Source organism: Rhodococcus sp. IEGM 1408 (genome assembly GCF_033142235.1).
GTDB lineage: Bacteria > Actinomycetota > Actinomycetes > Mycobacteriales > Mycobacteriaceae > Dietzia.
Genome location: NZ_JAWLRW010000005.1, coordinates 127212 through 144553 on the forward strand (window position 1 = coordinate 127212; position 17342 = coordinate 144553).

Genomic DNA, 17342 nt, shown 5'->3' on the forward strand with positions numbered 1-17342 from the left:
TCGACCCGCAACGCGCTTTACCGTAACCCGCATGGCACCCCGGGACAAAACCGTCGCCGGGGCGGATGCTATGTCCGGACGCTTCGCGCACGGCCGTCATGAGCAGCGCGGACCCCTTGCCTCCCGAGCCCGGTCCCCCGGAGCGTCCGGGCCGCGAGCCGCCGAGTGGGCGCGGTCGACGTACGGTTGCGCGGTGCCCCCTCGCCGCAGGTCCTCCTCCAGCATGTCCGCGGCGACTCGCGCGCGCTACGCGAAGCGACGGCAGCGACGGCTCGCCCGCGTCGACAACGACCTCACCGCCCCCCAATGGGCCGAACTCCTCGACGCCTGGGGCGGATGCGCCTACTGCCGGGCGGCCGGCCCGGGACTGCAGCGCGACTGCGTCATGCCCGTGTCCCGCGGCGGGCGCTACACCCTGGGGAACGTTGTCCCCGCCTGCGCGTCCTGCAACGCGAGCAAGCACAACAGCGAGGTCACAGGGTGGCTCCGGCGCAAGAAGCTGGACGAGAGCGCGTTTTTGCTCCGGCACGCGACGATCCTGCAGACGCTGCTCGCCGAGGACTGAGGCCCCCGGCCGGTCGTCCGGCGGGTCGTCCGGCGCGTAGTCCGGCGCGTAGTCCGGCCCGTCGCCCGGCCCGTCGCCCGGCACGTAGTCCGGCCCGTCGCCCGGCCGGTCGCGGTGAGCGTGGCGGCCAGGCAGCGGCCGACTCACTCCCAGCCCGAGAATCGATCGGGCTCGGCGAGGGTGGCGATCAGCTCGTCGTCGTCGACCTCCCAACACGAATGCTCCGCACCGTCCACCAACACCACCGGCAGGCGGTCCCCGTACTCCAGCGCGAGTTCTCGGTCCGCGGCCAGATCCACGTCCACCATCTCCAGGACCGCGCCCTCCCCCGCGCACAGCGGGATCAACTGGCCGTGGACGCGGACACAGCTTCCACAGCCGTCGCGGGTCAGCAGGGTCACCGTGTGCACCATGCCTCGATAGTGCCCGACGGCGTGGCGGGGCTGCCCTAGGATGGGGTCCCACCCCCTCTAGGAGGTCCACCCGGTGAACGACGACGCCACCGACGACCCTGACCTCGGCGGCGGCGACGCCCCGGGCGCCGACGCTTCCGACGGCAGCGGCATTTCCGACGGCAGCAACGCCTCCGACTCGAGGTTCACCGGGCCCCGGCTACCCGGCCGGGCGGACATCACGAGCGCGATCGGCCGCCTGGCCTGGCGCCGGCGTAGTGCCCGCGACCAGCGCGTCGCCGGTGAGGCGTCCGCGAGGAACGCGGTCAAGCTCGAACCCGGCACCGAACCCGGCCCGCCGCTGGCGGGCGCTACAGGCTTAGAGGACGCGGCACCGGGGACCACGGTGTCCGACGAACACCACGCTGGCACCCCGTTTGTCCCCGACCTGCAGACGGCCGCGTTCTTCGACGTGGACAACACCCTCATCCAGGGCGCGTCGATCATCCACCTGGCCCGAGGTCTGGCCAAGCACAAGTTCTTCACAGCGCAGGACGTGGCGGGACTGGCGTGGTCGCAGATCAAGTTCCGGGTCTCGGGCAAGGAGAACGCCGACGACGTGGCCGCCGGTCGCGACAAGGCCCTGAGCTTTGTCCAGGGCCACACCGTCGCGGAGCTGACCGCCCTGAGCGAGGAGGTCGTGGACACCTCGATGCTGGACCGCGTCTGGCCGGGCACGCGGTCGCTCGTGCAGATGCACCTCGACGCCGGTCAGCAGGTCTGGCTGGTCACCGCGACGCCCGTGATGCTGGCCCGGGTGATCGCGGCGCGGCTCGGGCTCTCGGGCGCGCTCGGGACGGTGGCGGAGGAGGAGGACGGCGTCTACACGGGCCGCCTGGTGGGCGACATCCTGCACGGGCCCGGCAAGGCGCACGCCGTCGCCACGCTCGCGGAGGCCGAGGGCTTTGACCTGGCCAGGTGCTACGCCTACTCGGACAGTTTCAACGACATGCCGATGCTGACGATGGTCGGCAACCCGGTGGCCATCAACCCCGATGGACGGCTGCGCAAGTACGCCTCCGAGAACGGGTGGGACATCAAGGATTTCCGCACCGTGCGCAAGGCCGCCAAAAAGGCCGTGCCCGGGGTGCTCGCGGTGGGCGGACTCACGGCGGCCATCCGCTCGTCCTACGGCGTGCGCGCAAGGGGCCAGGTCCGCCGGCTGTTCTAGACGACGCCGCGCCGCGGGCCCGGCGAGTTGCCGCCCAGCGGGTTGCCTCGCGCGGCGGGTTGCCTCGCGCCGCTGGTCAGCCGAAGAAGACGCTCCCGCGGCGCGCGAGGTTCCGGAACAGCGTGTTCTGGATGTTCTCGCGGACCTGGTCGGTGATCTCGAAGACCACCATCGGGTCGTCGGACGCGTCGGGGCCCAGGTGCGAGGTCTCGATGGGTTCGCCGAACTCGATGGTCCACTTGGTGGGCAGGGGGATGCCGCCGAGTGGGCCGAGCAGCGGGAACGTGGGCGTGATGGGCACGTACGGCAGCCCGAGCAGCCGCGCCAGCGGGAGGAACTCGCCGATCTTGGGGTAGATCTCCTCCGAGCCCACCACCGAGCACGGGATGATCGGCGCGCCGGCGGCCAACGCGGTGGACACGAACCCGCCGCGACCGAAGCGCTGCAACCGGTACCGGTCCGCGAACGGCTTGCCCAGGCCCTTGTACCCCTCGGGCCACACCGCCACCAGGTGACCGCCCTCCAGCAGACGCTCCGCATCGGCCGCGCAGGCCAACGTCGCGCCGGCTCGCCGGGCCAGCGGCGCGGAGCCCGGCAGCGTCATGGCCAGGTCGGCGGCCAGGAGCCGCAGCGCGCGACCGGTGTGGTCGTGGACGGCGACGGTGGTCATGAGCGCGTCGACCGGCACCACGCCGGCGTGGTTGGACACGATCAGCCCGGCCCCGTCGGCGGGGATGTTCTCGGCGCCGATCACCTCGACCCGGAACCAGTTCTCGAACAGCGGCCGCCACAGGGGCAGCCAGATGTTGCGGTAGAAGTGCTCGTCGAAGCCGAACTCGTCGACCTCGTAACCGCCGGTCACGCGGGTGGCCAACACCTCTCCGGCGGCGTTCACAGCGTCGACCAACCCGGTCAGCGCGCTGACGTCGCCCGTCGCGAGCATCACCTCGACGCTGCGGACGGCCTCGCGCACGGGCGCCAGTACCTCGGCGTCGACGGGCAGCGCCTCCACGACCTGCCCGACCGCGGACCGCATGGAGCTGAAGAACCGGTCCACGATCCGGCCGATCTCGGTGGCCGCGGCGTCGCTGTGGGTGGTGGAGCCCAGGAACCCCTCGCCCACCACGCGGTCGCTCCGCGAGTCGCGGCGGCCCTCACCCCAGCGCGGACCGCCCATCGTCTGGCTCAGGTCGAATTCAGGGCCCTTCACAGTGCGTCCTCCTCGATGGGGTCGGGCAGCGCGCCCAGCGACTCGAGCTCGTCCAGGGTGGTGTGGATGCCCGCTCGCAGACCTCGGGCCACCGGGCCGGGGAGCATGGCCGCGAACCCGGCCATCCGGCGCTCCAACGACGCTCGGGTCACCAGCGGCTCCGTGCCGGAGTCCACCAGGTAGGACTGCAGCGCCTCCTCGGTGGTGTACTGCGGCGTGAATCCGAACTCGGTGCGCATCCGCGTGGTGTCCATCGCGCGGCCGAAGCGCAGGAAACGCAACTGCGCCTGCCCGATGTCGCGGAACCCCTGGCTGGACAGCAGCCGGGACACCATCCTGAACGTGGGCGCCGGGACCGGCAGCGGGACGTGACCGGCGCGCCGGATGGCCTGCGTGAGCGTCAGGATGCCCTCGGCGGCGATGTTGTACGTACCCGGGGTGGCGCCCATGGACGCGTGCAGGAGCGCGTCGAGCGCGTCCTGCGGGTGCAGCAGCTGGATGCGCGGGTCGTAGCCGGCCAGCACCGGCGCGATCGAGGGCGCCAACAACTCCCCGAAGACCGTCGGCTCGGGCAGCCCGAGGATCGCGGGGACGCGCAGGATGGTGACGTCGATGTCGGGCCGCTTGCGGGACATCGCGCGCACGTACCCCTCGACCGACAGGTGGTCCATCGGGATGCCGCCGCTGGGCTGACGGCGGGCGGCCATGTCCTCGGTGAACATCGCCGGATCCGCGCCCGAGGAGCCGTACACGGTGGTCGAGGAGATCAGCACGAAGCGCTTGACCGACGCGGCTCGGCCGCAGGCGGCGATCACATGCATGGAGCCCATGATGTTGGACTCCTTGACGGCCGCGCGTCCGCCGGCAGCGAAGTCGGTGTGGTGCAGCCCGGCGTGGACCACCGTGTCGATCCCGGCGTCGCGCAGGATGCCCTGGAGGCGCGGTGACTGCGGGTCGAGGCGGACGAACTCGGCGTCCCTCATACGACGACGATGCTGCGGCGACGGCTTGACCGAGTCAATGGCCAGGACACGCTCGACGGACTCGCTCCGCAGCAGCATCCCCACGAGGTGCGCGCCGAGGTAACGGCTGCCGCCCACGACCGCCACTGCCCGCGCAGGGCGCGTGGACTGACGGACAGGGGCTTCTGAGTTCACTCCGCCCACTCTAGCGGTGCACCCCGGGCGGGCCCGGGCAAATACACCGATGCCCGCCACCGGAGAGGGTGATGGGCTGAATACACCGATGCCCGCCACCTGCGTGAGGTGACGGGCATCCGCTACAGGCGAGAGTCCGGGCGCTACCGAGCCGCCGCGAGACTCACTTACCGAGCTTGCGACGCTGCACGCGAGTACGGCGGAGCATCTTGCGGTGCTTCTTCTTGGACATACGCTTGCGGCGCTTCTTGATCACAGAACCCATATCGGGGTCACCTACCTGTCGAATACTGGTCGTGGACCTTACTGCGCTCCGGCAACTAAGCGGGCTCGGAAGCCGGTACGGAACCCGTCCAGACTACCTGCAGGTGGGGCCGCGACGAAAACGGGCCCGGGGCTTATTAGCCAGCCGAGAAGTACGAGGTGTCCAGGTACTCGTGGACAGCCTTGGAATGCACACGGAAGGACCGACCCACGCGAACCGCGGGGAGCTCGCCCGAATGCACGAGCCGGTAGACCGTCATCTTGGAAACGCGCATCAGCGCGGCGACCTCGGCAACGGTCAGGAACTGGGAACCCCCAGTTGCCGGAGCGCCGCTATCGGTCTTGTCGGTAGTCGCCATCATTACAACCCTTCGTGGCACGCGTCGTGCCGCAGGCTTCCCCTCCTGCGGTACGGACACGCACGTGCTGGGTATGAGCCTAGCGTGAAGGGTGTGATCAATGCGACGGGAGTGGGCAAATACCTTGGACGACACGCCGCCGCAGCCAAGCCTCACCCGTGTTGAGCAGGGATTGTGCTAAAAACGCGGCCGTTGCAGTCCGGTCGGCTAGAGGTCGACCTCGTCGTCGTCGGCCTCCTGGGCGGACTGTGCCATGACCCGCGACTTGGTCGCGGCGGCCTCCACCGCGTCAGCCACCGCCGACCGCACACCGCCGGCTTCGAGGCGCCGGATGGCCGCCGCCGTGGTCCCGCCCGGCGAGCTGACGGCCGCGCGCAGATCGGCGGGCCCGTCCCCACCGGAGGCGAGCATCGCGCCCGCGCCCAGCGCGGTCCCGGTCGCGAGGGTCAACGCCACGTCGCGCGGCAGGCCCTGCTCCACGGCGGCGTCGACCAACGCCTCGGCGAGGAGGAAGAAGTAGGCGGGTCCGGAGCCGGAGACCGCGGTGACGGCGTCCATCTGGCTCTCGTTGACGACGACGACGGCGCCGACGCTCTTCATGATCGTGATCACCTGCTCCAGGTGCTCGTCACGCGCGAAGCGGCCCTTGCTCACAGCGGAGACGCCCTGCCCCACGAGCATCGCGGTGTTGGGCATGACCCGCACGACCGGCGAGCCGGCGCTGAGCTTGTTCTCCATGACCACCGTGGGCACGCCCGCGGCCAGCGAGACCACGATCGACTCGTGGACGCTGTCGGAGATCGCGTTGCCGATCCTCTCGACGACGGCGGGGACGTCACCGGGTTTGACGGCCACGACGATCACGTCCGCGCCCTCGCAGCCGATGTCCAGACTGGTCGCGAGTACGTTGTACTTCTTGGCCAGTTCGGTGGCGCGGGCCTCGACGGCCTCGATCACCACGATGTCCTGAGCCTGCGTTCCTGCGTCCCTGAGCCCTGCGATGAGGGCTTCACCGATGCGCCCGCCACCGACCACTGCGATTCTTGTCATGCCGTTCACAGTGCCACACGCCCGGGGCCGCGACCGGTCCTGCCCACGGCGCTAGTCCGGGCGCGGTGCGAACCCGGGAGGCGGGTTTCGGGCGGCTGCGCCCGGACGGGCGCGACTGACGTGGCCGGCAGCTGTCGAGACGACTCCGCCCGCGCCTTGACGGGCGCGGGCGGGGCGGGCTGGGAGTTGGAGCTGCCTAGGTGATCACTCTCAGAAGCAATGGCCCGCAGGTCACGCCCAGGCCCACGATCACCGCGAGCGCGATGCTGACCATGTCGTTGGACCGGCGCAGCACCCGCACCATGGCGACCAGACCGACGATCACCACGACCGCCAGTGCCATCGCCACCCACGGCAGGTCTCGCCACAGCAGCTGGAAGCCGATGAACAGGGCCGCACCCGCGACGGCGGAGGCGAGGACCTGCGCGACGAGGACCAGCCACTGCGTGGCCGAGGAACGCTCGTCGGCCACGCCGCCCCGCGAGTACTCGAAGTCGTGGTACTCGTCGGCCCGGGGCTGAGCTGATCCGGGCTGAGCTGACCCGGACTGAGCTGACCCGGACTGCAGCGACTCGTCCTGAGACGACTCGGACTGAGGGGCCCGGGCCGGAGCCGCCGCGTCCGAGTCGGACCGGGTCTCGGCGACCTCGGCCTGCTCGGTCGGGCCACCCGGGGCGTGGTGGGCGGTCGAGCCGCTGCCGGACGGGACTCCCCACGTCGCCGACCCGCCGGTCGGAGCGGTCGCGTCGGCAGGCTTCGTGTCCGGAACCGAGGCAACAGGAGCGGCGGGCTCCGGGGTGTCGGTCTTCTTCGTGACGACCGTCGACGTGGACGGCGGCGTGTCCGCACCGGCGGGAGCCGAAGCGGGCTCGCCCGTCGCCGCCGTGGACGCGGACTTGCCCGTCGCCGCCGTAGCCGCGGACTTGCCCGCGGCCGCTGTGGACGCGGCCGCGCCCGCGGCAGAAGCGCCTGCGGCGGCCCCACCGGCGCTCAACCCGCGCGCCTTGGGCGAACCCCCGGTCGGGGCTGCCTGGTGGTCGGAGTCCGGCCGGGCGTCAGGGTCCGGCCGGACGGCGGGGGCGTCGAACTCGGTCTGCTCGGCGTCCTTGCGCCTGCGACCGAACAGTCCGCGCAGGCCACCCTTCGCACCGGTGTCGGCGGGGGCGTCGCCTATCGCGGGAGGCGGGGTGGGCGCAGTCGGCGCCGCTGCAGACGACGTGGGCACTGTCGACGCGGCCGGCGGCGTCTTCGGGGTCGGCGCAGCGGAAACCTTGGCTGCAGGCTTGCCCGCATCCCTCTTCGGCCGCACGGGCGGTGCGGCGGCAGGCCTCGTCGTCGTCTCGGGGGTCTTCCCCGAGGCCCCGGCTGCTGCCTCAGGAACCGCCGCAGAAGTAGAGGGCGCCGCGGGCGCGCCCGTGCCGGAACCAGCCCCGGCACCGGCCGTGGCCTGCTCGGCGGCCTGCTCCTCGGCCTCGCGGGCCCGGCGGCGCGAGGCGCGGCTGCTGAGCACGGTGTCGTCGGTGATCCGCGGGATCTCGCCGGTGAGCTCGGAGACGCTCACGCCGCGCCCACCGTCCTCGGCCCGCCGATGCCGGCGGCCCTCCGGCGCGGCCGGCTGCTCCGCGGCCGGTCGCTCCGCGCCCATGCGCTTGAGCAGCTCCGCCACGGTGATCTGCTGACCGTCCTGATCTTCGGCCATCTCAGCTCCCCTTTCCGTCGCCGCCCGCGTCCCGGTCGAGACGCTGCAAGATGAGCCCCTCGCGCAGGGCCCACGGGCAGATTTTCACACTTTCCAAGCCCAATGCCCTCATGGACGCCTCCGCCACCAGCGCTCCCGCGACCACCTGATGCGAGCGATCAGAACTGATTCCCTCCAACTCTGCCCTGTCGGCGGCCGTCATGCGAGAAATAAACGCGATCACCTGCCGCAGACCGGACGCCGTGAGGACGCGTTCGACGCGCGGCCCCTCCGACGACGGCGCCGCGCCGGTGAGCCGCGCCAGGGTGCGGAACGTCTTGGAGGTGGCGCATGCGAGGTCCGGGTCACCGGCGGCGCGGATCGCCTTGGCGGGGCCCTCGAGCTCGGCGTCGATGTAGTCGCGCAGCTGGTTGATGCGCTTGCGCTCGGGCGGATCGGAGTGGAACCAGTCGCGGGTCAGCCGGCCGGCGCCCAACTGCAGGCTGTAGGCCTGCTCGGGCAGCTCGTCCTCCCCGATCGTCATCTCCAGCGAACCGCCACCGATGTCGAGGTTGACGATCCGTCCCGCGCTCCAGCCAAACCAGCGGCGGGCGGCCAAGAAGGTCATGCGCGCCTCGTCCTCGCCGGAGAGCACGCGCAGCTCGATGCCGGTCTCCTTCTCGACCTTCGCCAGCACCGCGTCGGAATTGGACGCGTCGCGCACGGCGGAGGTGGCCAGGGCCATCACCTCTCCGCACTTGGTGGCGCGCGCCAGGTCGGCCGCCTCGTTGACCGCGTCGATCAACCGGGCGACGCCGGTCTTGGAGATGTTGTTGTCCCCGTCGAGGTACTCGATCAGGCGCAACCGAGTCTTGGAGTCGTTCATGGGCGTCGGGTGTCCGCCGCGATGGGCGTCGACAACGACGAAATGGACAGTGTTGCTCCCGACGTCCAGGACACCTAATCTCACACGCCCACCCTAAACGGTCTACGGTCGCAGGTTGTGACCGCCACCGACCGCACGCAATCCCCGGGTGCGCCCCTCGCAGAAGTCCCCCTCGACTTCCCCCGCGAGTGGTACACGTTCCCCGACCCCGGCAACAGCGAGCACCTCATCTCCGCGGACATGACCTGGCTGCTGTCCAGCTGGACCTGCGTCTTCGGCACCCCCGCCTGCCACGGCATCGAATCCGACCAGCCCGACTCGGGCTGTTGTACGCACGGGGCGTTCCTGTGCGACGACGACGACCGCGAGCGCCTGAAGGTGAACGTCGCCCTCCTGGGGCCCGAGGACTGGCAGCACCGCGGCGCTGCTGACCAGGCCGCGGGGGCCGAGGGCGGCGATCTCGAGCCGTGGCTGGAGGAGGACGAACTCACCGGGGACGACGGCGAGCTCGAACCGGCGCTGCGCACCCGCCGCCACGGCGGGCGATGCGTGTTCTTCAACGACGTGGGCTTCCCGGCCGGTTCCGGCTGCGCGCTGCACCACATGGCCCTGCGGACGGGACGGACCCTGCCCGAGTCCAAGCCCGACGTGTGTTGGCAGCTGCCCATCCGCCGCACGCAGGAGTGGGAGACCCGGCCCGACGAGGTCGAGGTACTCCACACCCATATCGGGGAGTACGACCGCCGCGGCTGGGGGCCCGGCGGGCTGGACCTGGACTGGTACTGCACCGGATCGCCCGAGGCGCACGTCGGCGCCGACCCGGTCTACGTCTCACTGCGCGACGAGCTGGTGGAGCTGCTGGGCTCGGACGTCTACGAGGTGCTGGCCGCGGCGTGCCGGCGCCGCCGCCAGCTGGGGATCGTCGCCGTGCACCCGGCCACGGAACGGGCGCAGACGGCGCACGGCCGGACGGAGCGGGAACAGACCGGCCGGGCCTGCGGCACGTGAACCGGCCGGGCGCCCTCCCCCGCCCAGCTGCGCCCTCCGTGCCCCTTCGGGATGGTGCCGGGCCGGTCAGCCCTCGAACTTGTAGCCCAGCCCGCGGACCGTCACCAGGTGGACCGGCTTGCCCGGGTCCTGCTCGAGCTTGGAGCGCAACCGCTTGACGTGCACGTCGAGGGTCTTGGTATCGCCCACGTAGTCCGAGCCCCACACGCGGTCGATCAGCTGACCGCGGGTGAGCACGCGGCCGGAGTTCCGCAGCAGGTACTCGAGCAGGTCGAACTCCTTGAGCGGCAGCGTGACCAATGCGCCCCGGACGTTGACCGTGTGCCGCTCGATGTCCAGCCGGACCGGCCCGGACTCCAGGACCCCGATCTCGTCCGGCTGGTCCGCGTCCATGTCGGCACCCCGCCGCAGCACCGCCCGGATGCGGGCGATCAGCTCGCGGGCCGAGTACGGCTTGGTCACGTAGTCGTCGGCCCCCAGCTCCAACCCGACCACCTTGTCGATCTCGCTGTCCCGGGCCGTCACCATGATGACGGGCACGCTCGAGGTCACCCGCAGCCGCTTGCAGACGTCGGTCCCGGACATGCCCGGGAGCATGAGGTCCAGCAGCACGATGTCCGCACCCTCGGCGTCAAAGCTCTCCAGCGCGGTCGGGCCGTCACCCGCGATGGTGACGTCGAAGCCCTCTTTGCGCAGGAGGAACGCCAGCGGATCCGCCAACGACGCCTCGTCCTCCACGATCAGCACCCTGGTCACGGCACCTGGTCCTCTCCTTGTTGGTCGTGCTCGGCGGAGGGCAGAGCCCCGTCGCCACCCGGCTCGAAATGGGCCGGAAGTTCGAGTGTGAACGTCGACCCGGTGCCGGGTCGGCTCCACAGGCTGACGCTGCCGTTGTGGTTCTGGGCGACGTGTTTGACGATCGCCAGGCCCAGCCCGGTTCCGCCGGTGGCCCGGGAGCGGGCCTTGTCGACGCGGAAGAACCGTTCGAAGACGCGGCCCTGCTGGTCGGGGGCGATGCCGATCCCGCGGTCGGTGACGCGCAGCATCACGGTGTCCCCGTCGATCGCCCTGGTGATCGAGACGGGCGTCCGCTCCGGCGAGTAGTTGACGGCGTTGGAGACGAGGTTGGTCAGGGCGGTGACCAGCAGGGTCCGGTCGCCGGTGACCTCGAGCCCGGACGGGGGGTCGGTGATCAATTCGATCCCGGCAGCCTCGGCCGCGGATGCGGAACGCCGGATGGCCTCGTCCACCACGTCGTCGACGTCGACCGGCTGTAGATCGCGGATGCGCTCGGCGCCCTGGAGGCGGGACAACTCGATCAGCTCGGTGACCATCTTCCCCAGCCGGTGCGCCTCACTCACCACGCGGCCGCCGAAGTACTCGACCGTCTCCGGGTCGTCCTTGGACTCGATGAGCGCCTCGGCGAGCACCGCCATGGCCCCGACCGGCGTCTTGAGTTCGTGGGAGACGTTGGCCACGAAGTCGCGGCGGGCGGCCTCCATGCGGCGGTGCTCGGAGTCGTCGTCGGCAAAGACCACCACGAACTGCTCGCCGTGTCCGCCGAGGATCTCGCTGCGCCCGCTGACCGACGGGATCCGGCGGCGCCCCGAGACGATCTTGGCGGGCAGATCGAACGCCGAGGGTCCGCTGCCTTTGAACGTGACCTGCGCGGCCCGCCACACGGGTTCCACCAGGAGTCGGTCGTCCACAATCCCCAGTTCAGCGGCGCGACGATTGTAGAGGACCACATCCTGGTGCCGATCGACCACGGCCAGCGCGAACGGCGCCTGGTGGTACACCTCGCGCAGAACCTCCAGCCGGCTCGGCCCCTGCTGCTCTGCCGCACGCTGCTCACTGCGCGCGTGGATGCGGGGGACGATGAAGCCACCCACGACAAAGCCGACGACTGCGGCGACGATCGCGAGGGCGATCCCGAGACTGACCTGCACGTGCCCGATACTACGGTGCGGCGAACCGGCCTCCACATCGGCGAACCCCCGTCCACCTGCGGGAAGTCCGCGGGTGGACGGGGGTTCATTGCGTGTTCACCGGAGCGACACCTACTTGGCCGCGCCCTGACTGGCGACCGCGGCGGCACCGGCGGCTGCGGCTGCGGGATCGAGGTACGTGCCGCCCGGGTTGGCGACCAATCCGGAGTCGTCGAAACGGTAGATCAACGGGATGCCGGTGGGGATGTTGAGGCCCGCGATGTCGGCGTCCGAGATGCCGTCGAGGTGCTTGACCAGCGCCCGCAGCGAGTTCCCGTGCGCGGCCACCATGACCGTCTTACCCTCCGCCAGCAGCGGAGCGATCTCGGCCGCGTAGTACGGGATGAACCGGTCCACCACGTCCTTGAGGCACTCGGTCAGCGGCACCTCCGGCAGGTCCGAGTAGCGGGCCTCTGAGGACTGCGAGTACTCGTTGTCGGCGTCGATCGCCGGCGGCGGGGTGTCGTAGCTGCGGCGCCACAGCATGAACTGCTCGTCACCGAACTCGTCCTTGATCTGGGCCTTGTTGAGTCCCTGGAGCTTGCCGTAGTGGCGCTCGTTGAGCTTCCAGTGGCGCACCACGGGGATCCAGTGCCGGTCGCAGGCGTCGAGCGCGATGTTGGCGGTGGTGATGGCGCGACGCAGCAGCGAGGTGAACAGCACGTCCGGCAGGATGTCCTCCTCGGCCAGGAGCCGGCCGCCCCGGACGGCCTCCTCACGCCCGAGATCGGTGAGGTCGACGTCGACCCACCCCGTGAACTGGTTGGATGCGTTCCACGTGGACTGCCCGTGACGCAGGAGGACGAGGGTTCCGTAAGCCATGACGACATTATGACCTGCCTGCGGGGGACTACGGTGAAAACATGACCGCACACGCCGGAGACGCCCCCGAATCCCCCGACCGGCCGTGGACCGCCCATTACACGCAGGGCACCACGCAGAACCTCGATTACAGCACCACCACGCTGATCGACCAGTTCGACAACGCGGTCAGCACGTACCCCGACCGGCCCGCCACGGAGTTCTTCGGCCGCCTGACCACCTACTCCGAGCTCGGCAGGCGGGTCCGCCGCGCCGCCGAGGGTCTGCGCCGCCTCGGGGTGTCCCGCGGGGATCGCGTCGCCGTGCTGCTGCCCAACTGCCCCCAGGGCGTCGCCGTGTTCTACGCGGCGCTGCGGATCGGCGCGATCGTCGTGGAGCACAACCCGCTCTACACGGCCGACGAGCTGGAGGGGCCGTTCGTCGACCACGGCGCCAAGGTGGTCGTGACGTGGAACGTCGTCGCGGGAATCGTGCGCGACCTGGCCACACGCCCCGGAACCGCGATCGAGCACGTCATCGCCGTCGACCTGCTCGACGAGCTCCCCGCCGCCAAGCGGCTGGCGCTGAGGTACCTGCCCGTTCCCGCGCTGCGCGCCTCCCGTGCCAAGCTCTCCCGGCCCGCCCCGGGGACCCTGGACTGGGCGGATCTGGAGACCGGGCCCGAGCTCGACTTCTCGCACCCGCGGCCGGAGCCCGCGGATCCCGCGCTCATCCTCTACACCTCCGGCACGACCGGCACCCCCAAGGGCGCCGTGCTCACCCACGCCAACCTGGTGGCCAACGCCAAGATGGGCCAGGCGTGGGTGCCGGAGCTGGAGTTCGGGCAGGAGCGCTTCCTGGCCTCACTGCCCATGTTCCACGCCTACGGGGTGACGCTGTGCGTGGTGATCGGGATCGCCGTCGGCGCGCGGCTGCAGCTGGTGCCGACGCCCGACATGGACCTCATCATGCCGATCCTCAAGAAGGACCTGCCCACCTTCATCCCGGCCGTCCCGCCGATCTACGCCAAGATCCTCGAGGAGGCCGGTAAGCGGAAGATCCCGCTGCACGGCATCCGACACTCGCTGTCCGGCGCCATGAGCCTGCCGGAGGAGCTCATCCAGAAGTGGGAGGCCGCGACCGGCGGCCTGCTGGTCGAGGGGTACGGGATGACCGAGACCTCGCCCATCACGGTGGGTAACCCCATGTCGACGGCGAGGCGGGCCGGCAGCATCGGCGTCCCCTTCCCGGACACGGACGTCCGCATCGCCCACAAGGACGACCCCTCGGTGGACGCGGCCGTCGGCGAGCCCGGCGAGCTGCTGGTCAAGGGCCCGCAGATCTTCCCGGGCTACTGGCGCAACTCCGAGGCCACCGCGGAGACCTTCCACGACGGCTGGCTCCGCACCGGCGACGTGGTGAAACAGGACGAGGACGGGTTCCTGCACGTGGTGGACCGGATCAAGGAGATGATCGTCACCGGCGGGTTCAACGTGTACCCGTCCGAGGTCGAGGCGGTCCTGCGCACGGCCCCCGGAGTGGCCGACTGCGCTGTGGTGGGCCGTCGCGGGTCCGATGGCGGCGAGCAGGTGGTGGCCGCGGTGATCCCCGAGCCTGGCGCCTCCCTCGACAGCCGGGCCCTGCGCGCGCACTGCAAGGGCTCGCTGGCCGGGTACAAGGTCCCGCGCGAGTTCGTGGAGGTGGACGAGCTGCCCACCAACCCGATGGGCAAGGTGCTGCGCAAGAAGGTCGCCGAGCAGATCAACCCCTGACGCGGGCGCCGCGACCACCGCCAACAAGGCGATGTTGATCGCGCCGTCAACGAATAGGTTGACAGCAATTCCCGGGCGTACGTACTGTGTACTCACATCAGGAAGGGGTTCGTCATGAGCCAGTCATCCGAGACCGCGCTTCGTACCTCGAAGTCGCAGAGGATCAATCTTCGAGCAAGCGAGCGGCAGGAGGAACTTCTGCGTCGCGCCGCTACAGCGACCGATACCTCCATGTCCGAGTTCATCTTGGGCAGCGCCGTCGATCAGGCCGAGAAGGTTCTTGCCGATCGCAGATGGTTCACGGTGTCCCAGGAACAGTGGGACGAGTTCAATCGGCTACTCGACGCTCCATTGGAGGACACCTCCAAGCTTCGGCGACTGGCCGCCCGCTCATCGCCGTTCTCCGATTTCGAGAGCGAGTGACGGGAGAGTATGCCGTATTGCCTCCCACGCAAGCTACTGCGCAACGACATCACCGAGGGGTTCGATAGCGGTGCTGCGGAGCTCGACTCGTGGTTGGACCGGTACGCATTCGTCAACCAGCGGGCCAACAACGCGGTCACCTATGTCAGCACCGACGGCGATCGGGTGGTGGGCTACTACTCGATCGTCGTCGCTGCGGTGGAGCTCGCTCAAGCACCTGAGCGACTGACCAAGGGAGGTCGCCCAGCCGAGCTGCCGTGCATCCTTCTCGCACGTCTAGCTGTAGACAAGTCCACCCATGGGCACGGGTTGGGCGCAGGCCTTCTGCAGGACGCACTGAAGAGGGCTGCCGTGATCAGCGAGTCCATCGGCGCGGCCGCATTCCTTATCCACGCTCGCGACGAAGATGCTCGGCGATTCTATCTCCACAACGGCAGCTTCTTGGATTCTCCGACCGACCCGCTGCATTTGTTCCTGCCGATGAAAGATGTCCGCAAGGAATTCCTATCCGGCTGACTCACCCCTCACTAGCCATTCGCAATACTTCTCTTGCGCTCTCGAGCCACCGAACTGGTTCGATCTCCACCGCCACCGGATCGCCCGACCACAGCGAGTCGGGTTCCCAATACCAGGCAGCGACGTTCCCCTCGATGGAATCGAAATGCTTCCTAACCCCATCCAGATCACCTAGAACGATATGGGCCGCTGCCAGATTGACCGACCTGCTGACGTTCTCGACCTCGTTCGATACAGCACTCAGTAACCGTATAGCCAACTCCGGGTCGTCGGGGATCGAGCAGAAGGCAAGGGCATTGCCCCATACTGCGTTCTGTGGGTCGTCTAACCATGCCTTCCGTGCACGGTGCACCGCTGCAAACCTGTCCCCCGCTTGAATCGCACGGACAATGTCCTCCAAGACCTGTTCCACGTCAACCGATTCGGAATCCCCGCTTTGGAGTTCCCCCAGCACTGATCGCCCGAGCGCTTTCCACAGGACTGTCATCGGAAACTGTCGCTCGGTCAGGACCTCTGAACTGACCCCTGCCAAAGCCGCCATACTCAGAGGATCGTTGGCCCACGCGATCTCAAGCTCGATCGATCGGGTGCACCACTCCCGTGGTGAGGTCCTCGTGAACCGTTCATAGACCCACCTCGAGACGGATTGTCCGCCGGCCAAGACCCTGTCGTCGGGCGCGGCCTCCGTCCGTTCGTACCCCTCCAGTTTCCACGCGATCAGGTGGGCCGCGGCCGCGTCTTCGACCCACCGATCGATGACATCGCGCCTCGCGCCTTTTCGGGTCTCATGCATGAGGTGGTCCAGAGTGATCTCGCCGCCCAATCCCCGACAGCGCGAGAGGCAATCTTCAACATATTTGAGCCACGGCTGCATCTCTGGGGCTGAGGGGAGGGGCTCGTCGGAGCCGGACTCCATGGCCCACACCGACAGACTTAGGTCGTAGAGGAGCTGCGTCGCAACCGCCGGCGCCAGGAACCCCCTGAGGACCATGTCCGGGCCAATACCCCGCTCCCCCAACATCGCGAGCGCTGAGGTCACATGGATCGCCCTCCTCAGCGGATCCCGCCATGGAGGGGTGAGAACTTTGTCACGCACGAAGCGAAGCAGGGTAGGCGTCGGCCACGTTGCATCCGGAGGGACACCCACCCTCTGAAGGACGTCCCTTCCTAGGTCGACGTCAGCCCATTCCCAATCGAGCCGGCGGTGCTCGACCGCAAGGCTGCGGATCGACTCGCACGCCCCGTCACCGCCGCACAGTGCATGACCGTTCGCCGAGCACTCGGCCGAGAAATAGTCGAGAGCGGCAACATGAAGGTCGGAATACATGTCTCGAATCGTAGGTCAGCGACCGGACCAATCCTCTGTGATCCCGGACGCCAAATACTATTCCGGCTGGGGCAGGTCCGCGGTGAGGTGGCGGAACGCGTCGAGGTTGTGCAGTGGCTCCCCGCGCGAGACCCGCCATTCCCATTCGCGGCGGATCGAGGTGTGGAATCCGGTCTCGAGCAGGATGTTGAAATCGTGGTCCGCGGCCTCGAGCACCTGGCCCAGCACGCGGTCCAGCTCCTCGTCGGTCACGGCCACCAGCGGCATCCGGCCCACCAGGTAGATGTCGCCGTTGTTGTCCACCGTGTACGCCACCTGGTACAGCCGCCGGTTGCGCTTGAGCAGGTACTTGTAGACCTTCTCGAAGTCCTCGTCTGGATTGCGGCAGACAAACGCCTCGATGCGCACGCTCTCCTTGTTGACCGTCAGGTGACAGGCGGTCTTGAGGCGCTTCTCCCCCGGCAGCTGCACCACGAAGGTCCGGTTGTCGGCGAGCGTCGACTCGATCTCCCGCTCGACCAGGAAATCGCGGATCCGCTCGAGGGTGGGGCCGTCGACGTCGTCGGAGCCGCACGGTGCGGCCTCGCTGCCGTCGTCCATGCGCTTGTTCTCGGTGGGGTCGATCATCGTGACTCCTCGGGGGTCGATGGCCTGGACTCGTGAGCGATTCGGGGCGGGGGCTGGTTCGGACTGGCTGGATCGCAGACCGGGCGAT

General features: G+C 69.4%; 19 protein-coding genes. 6 read left to right on the plus strand and 13 right to left on the minus strand.

Annotation, left to right across the window (positions count from 1 at the left end; translation table 11 throughout):
- Positions 1-223: 223 nt before the first annotated feature.
- Entirely contained in the window at positions 224-565 is a 342-nt protein-coding gene (locus tag R4P08_RS09860) for an HNH endonuclease signature motif containing protein (RefSeq protein ID WP_317813635.1), read from the plus strand.
- A 143-nt stretch (positions 566-708) separates the two neighbouring features.
- Here R4P08_RS09860 and R4P08_RS09865 read toward each other — a convergent pair whose 3' ends face one another.
- Positions 709-978 carry a glutaredoxin family protein gene (locus tag R4P08_RS09865; RefSeq protein WP_317813636.1) on the minus strand — a complete coding sequence of 90 codons (270 nt, stop codon included), beginning with the start codon at positions 976-978 and terminating at the stop codon, positions 709-711.
- A gap of 73 nt (positions 979-1051) precedes the next feature.
- Here R4P08_RS09865 and R4P08_RS09870 point away from each other — a divergent pair, with 73 nt between their 5' ends.
- A complete protein-coding gene (locus R4P08_RS09870) occupies positions 1052-2188 on the plus strand; it encodes an HAD family hydrolase (protein WP_411741188.1) in 1137 nt (378 codons plus the stop codon).
- A gap of 76 nt (positions 2189-2264) precedes the next feature.
- On the opposite strand, the gene R4P08_RS09875 is transcribed toward R4P08_RS09870, so the two are convergent.
- The 7 genes from R4P08_RS09875 to R4P08_RS09905 all read right to left on the minus strand — a co-directional run bounded on the left by R4P08_RS09875 (position 2265) and on the right by R4P08_RS09905 (position 8876).
- Positions 2265-3398, minus strand: coding sequence for a lysophospholipid acyltransferase family protein (locus R4P08_RS09875; protein WP_317813637.1), 1134 nt, complete (start codon positions 3396-3398; stop codon positions 2265-2267).
- A complete protein-coding gene (locus R4P08_RS09880) occupies positions 3395-4555 on the minus strand; it encodes an NAD-dependent epimerase/dehydratase family protein (protein ID WP_317813638.1) in 1161 nt (386 codons plus the stop codon). The genes R4P08_RS09875 and R4P08_RS09880 overlap by 4 nt, the downstream gene beginning before the upstream one ends.
- Positions 4556-4718: 163 nt before the next feature.
- A complete protein-coding gene (locus tag R4P08_RS09885) occupies positions 4719-4820 on the minus strand; it encodes a 30S ribosomal protein bS22 (RefSeq protein WP_003855542.1) in 102 nt (33 codons plus the stop codon).
- A 136-nt stretch (positions 4821-4956) separates the two neighbouring features.
- The gene (locus tag R4P08_RS09890) at positions 4957-5178 is read right to left on the minus strand and encodes a helix-turn-helix domain-containing protein (protein WP_317813642.1); all 222 of its coding nucleotides are present in this window, start codon (positions 5176-5178) and stop codon (positions 4957-4959) included.
- Positions 5179-5385: 207 nt separating this feature from the next.
- On the minus strand, positions 5386-6228 hold the full coding sequence (gene proC, locus R4P08_RS09895) for a pyrroline-5-carboxylate reductase (protein ID WP_317813643.1): 843 nt from the start codon (positions 6226-6228) through the stop codon (positions 5386-5388).
- Positions 6229-6424: 196 nt separating this feature from the next.
- Entirely contained in the window at positions 6425-7927 is a 1503-nt protein-coding gene (locus R4P08_RS09900) for a hypothetical protein (protein ID WP_317813644.1), read from the minus strand.
- Position 7928: 1 nt separating this feature from the next.
- Positions 7929-8876 carry a Ppx/GppA phosphatase family protein gene (locus R4P08_RS09905; protein ID WP_317813645.1) on the minus strand — a complete coding sequence of 316 codons (948 nt, stop codon included), beginning with the start codon at positions 8874-8876 and terminating at the stop codon, positions 7929-7931.
- 33 nt (positions 8877-8909) lie between these two features.
- Here R4P08_RS09905 and R4P08_RS09910 point away from each other — a divergent pair, with 33 nt between their 5' ends.
- A complete protein-coding gene (locus R4P08_RS09910; RefSeq protein ID WP_317813646.1) occupies positions 8910-9800 on the plus strand; it encodes a hypothetical protein in 891 nt (296 codons plus the stop codon).
- 66 nt (positions 9801-9866) lie between these two features.
- Here the strand turns inward: R4P08_RS09910 and R4P08_RS09915 are convergent, their stop codons facing one another.
- The 3 genes from R4P08_RS09915 to R4P08_RS09925 form a co-directional block, all read right to left on the minus strand.
- Positions 9867-10556, minus strand: coding sequence for a response regulator transcription factor (locus tag R4P08_RS09915; protein WP_317813648.1), 690 nt, complete (start codon positions 10554-10556; stop codon positions 9867-9869).
- On the minus strand, positions 10553-11749 hold the full coding sequence (locus tag R4P08_RS09920) for a sensor histidine kinase (protein ID WP_317813649.1): 1197 nt from the start codon (positions 11747-11749) through the stop codon (positions 10553-10555). The genes R4P08_RS09915 and R4P08_RS09920 overlap by 4 nt, the downstream gene beginning before the upstream one ends.
- 111 nt (positions 11750-11860) lie before the next feature.
- Positions 11861-12610, minus strand: coding sequence for a phosphoglyceromutase (locus tag R4P08_RS09925; RefSeq protein WP_317813650.1), 750 nt, complete (start codon positions 12608-12610; stop codon positions 11861-11863).
- Positions 12611-12651: 41 nt separating this feature from the next.
- On the opposite strand from R4P08_RS09925, the gene R4P08_RS09930 reads away from it, so the two are divergent.
- The 3 genes from R4P08_RS09930 (at position 12652) to R4P08_RS09940 (ending at position 15300) form a co-directional block, all read left to right on the plus strand.
- Positions 12652-14361, plus strand: a complete 1710-nt coding sequence (locus R4P08_RS09930; protein WP_317813651.1) for a long-chain-fatty-acid--CoA ligase — start codon at positions 12652-12654, stop codon at positions 14359-14361.
- 114 nt (positions 14362-14475) lie between these two features.
- Entirely contained in the window at positions 14476-14784 is a 309-nt protein-coding gene (locus tag R4P08_RS09935) for a DUF1778 domain-containing protein (protein WP_317813652.1), read from the plus strand.
- A 9-nt stretch (positions 14785-14793) separates the two neighbouring features.
- Positions 14794-15300: a GNAT family N-acetyltransferase gene (locus R4P08_RS09940; RefSeq protein WP_317813653.1), complete on the plus strand. Its 507-nt coding sequence runs from the start codon at positions 14794-14796 to the stop codon at positions 15298-15300.
- Position 15301: 1 nt separating this feature from the next.
- Here R4P08_RS09940 and R4P08_RS09945 read toward each other — a convergent pair whose 3' ends face one another.
- Positions 15302-16627, minus strand: coding sequence for a hypothetical protein (locus tag R4P08_RS09945; protein WP_317813654.1), 1326 nt, complete (start codon positions 16625-16627; stop codon positions 15302-15304).
- Positions 16628-16684: 57 nt separating this feature from the next.
- Positions 16685-17227, minus strand: a complete 543-nt coding sequence (locus R4P08_RS09950; protein ID WP_411741191.1) for a YbjN domain-containing protein — start codon at positions 17225-17227, stop codon at positions 16685-16687.
- Positions 17228-17342: the final 115 nt, after the last annotated feature.

Coding starts and splice junctions, on each gene's coding strand:
- R4P08_RS09860 (WP_317813635.1), top strand. CDS start 224: ATGTCCGCGGCGACTCGCGCGCGCTACGCGAAGCGACGGCAGCGACGG.
- R4P08_RS09865 (WP_317813636.1), bottom strand. CDS start 978: ATGGTGCACACGGTGACCCTGCTGACCCGCGACGGCTGTGGAAGCTGT.
- R4P08_RS09885 (WP_003855542.1), bottom strand. CDS start 4,820: ATGGGTTCTGTGATCAAGAAGCGCCGCAAGCGTATGTCCAAGAAGAAG.
- R4P08_RS09890 (WP_317813642.1), bottom strand. CDS start 5,178: ATGGCGACTACCGACAAGACCGATAGCGGCGCTCCGGCAACTGGGGGT.
- proC (WP_317813643.1), bottom strand. CDS start 6,228: ATGACAAGAATCGCAGTGGTCGGTGGCGGGCGCATCGGTGAAGCCCTC.
- R4P08_RS09900 (WP_317813644.1), bottom strand. CDS start 7,927: ATGGCCGAAGATCAGGACGGTCAGCAGATCACCGTGGCGGAGCTGCTC.
- R4P08_RS09925 (WP_317813650.1), bottom strand. CDS start 12,610: ATGGCTTACGGAACCCTCGTCCTCCTGCGTCACGGGCAGTCCACGTGG.
- R4P08_RS09930 (WP_317813651.1), top strand. CDS start 12,652: ATGACCGCACACGCCGGAGACGCCCCCGAATCCCCCGACCGGCCGTGG.
- R4P08_RS09935 (WP_317813652.1), top strand. CDS start 14,476: ATGAGCCAGTCATCCGAGACCGCGCTTCGTACCTCGAAGTCGCAGAGG.
- R4P08_RS09940 (WP_317813653.1), top strand. CDS start 14,794: ATGCCGTATTGCCTCCCACGCAAGCTACTGCGCAACGACATCACCGAG.
- R4P08_RS09945 (WP_317813654.1), bottom strand. CDS start 16,627: ATGTATTCCGACCTTCATGTTGCCGCTCTCGACTATTTCTCGGCCGAG.
- R4P08_RS09950 (WP_411741191.1), bottom strand. CDS start 17,227: ATGGACGACGGCAGCGAGGCCGCACCGTGCGGCTCCGACGACGTCGAC.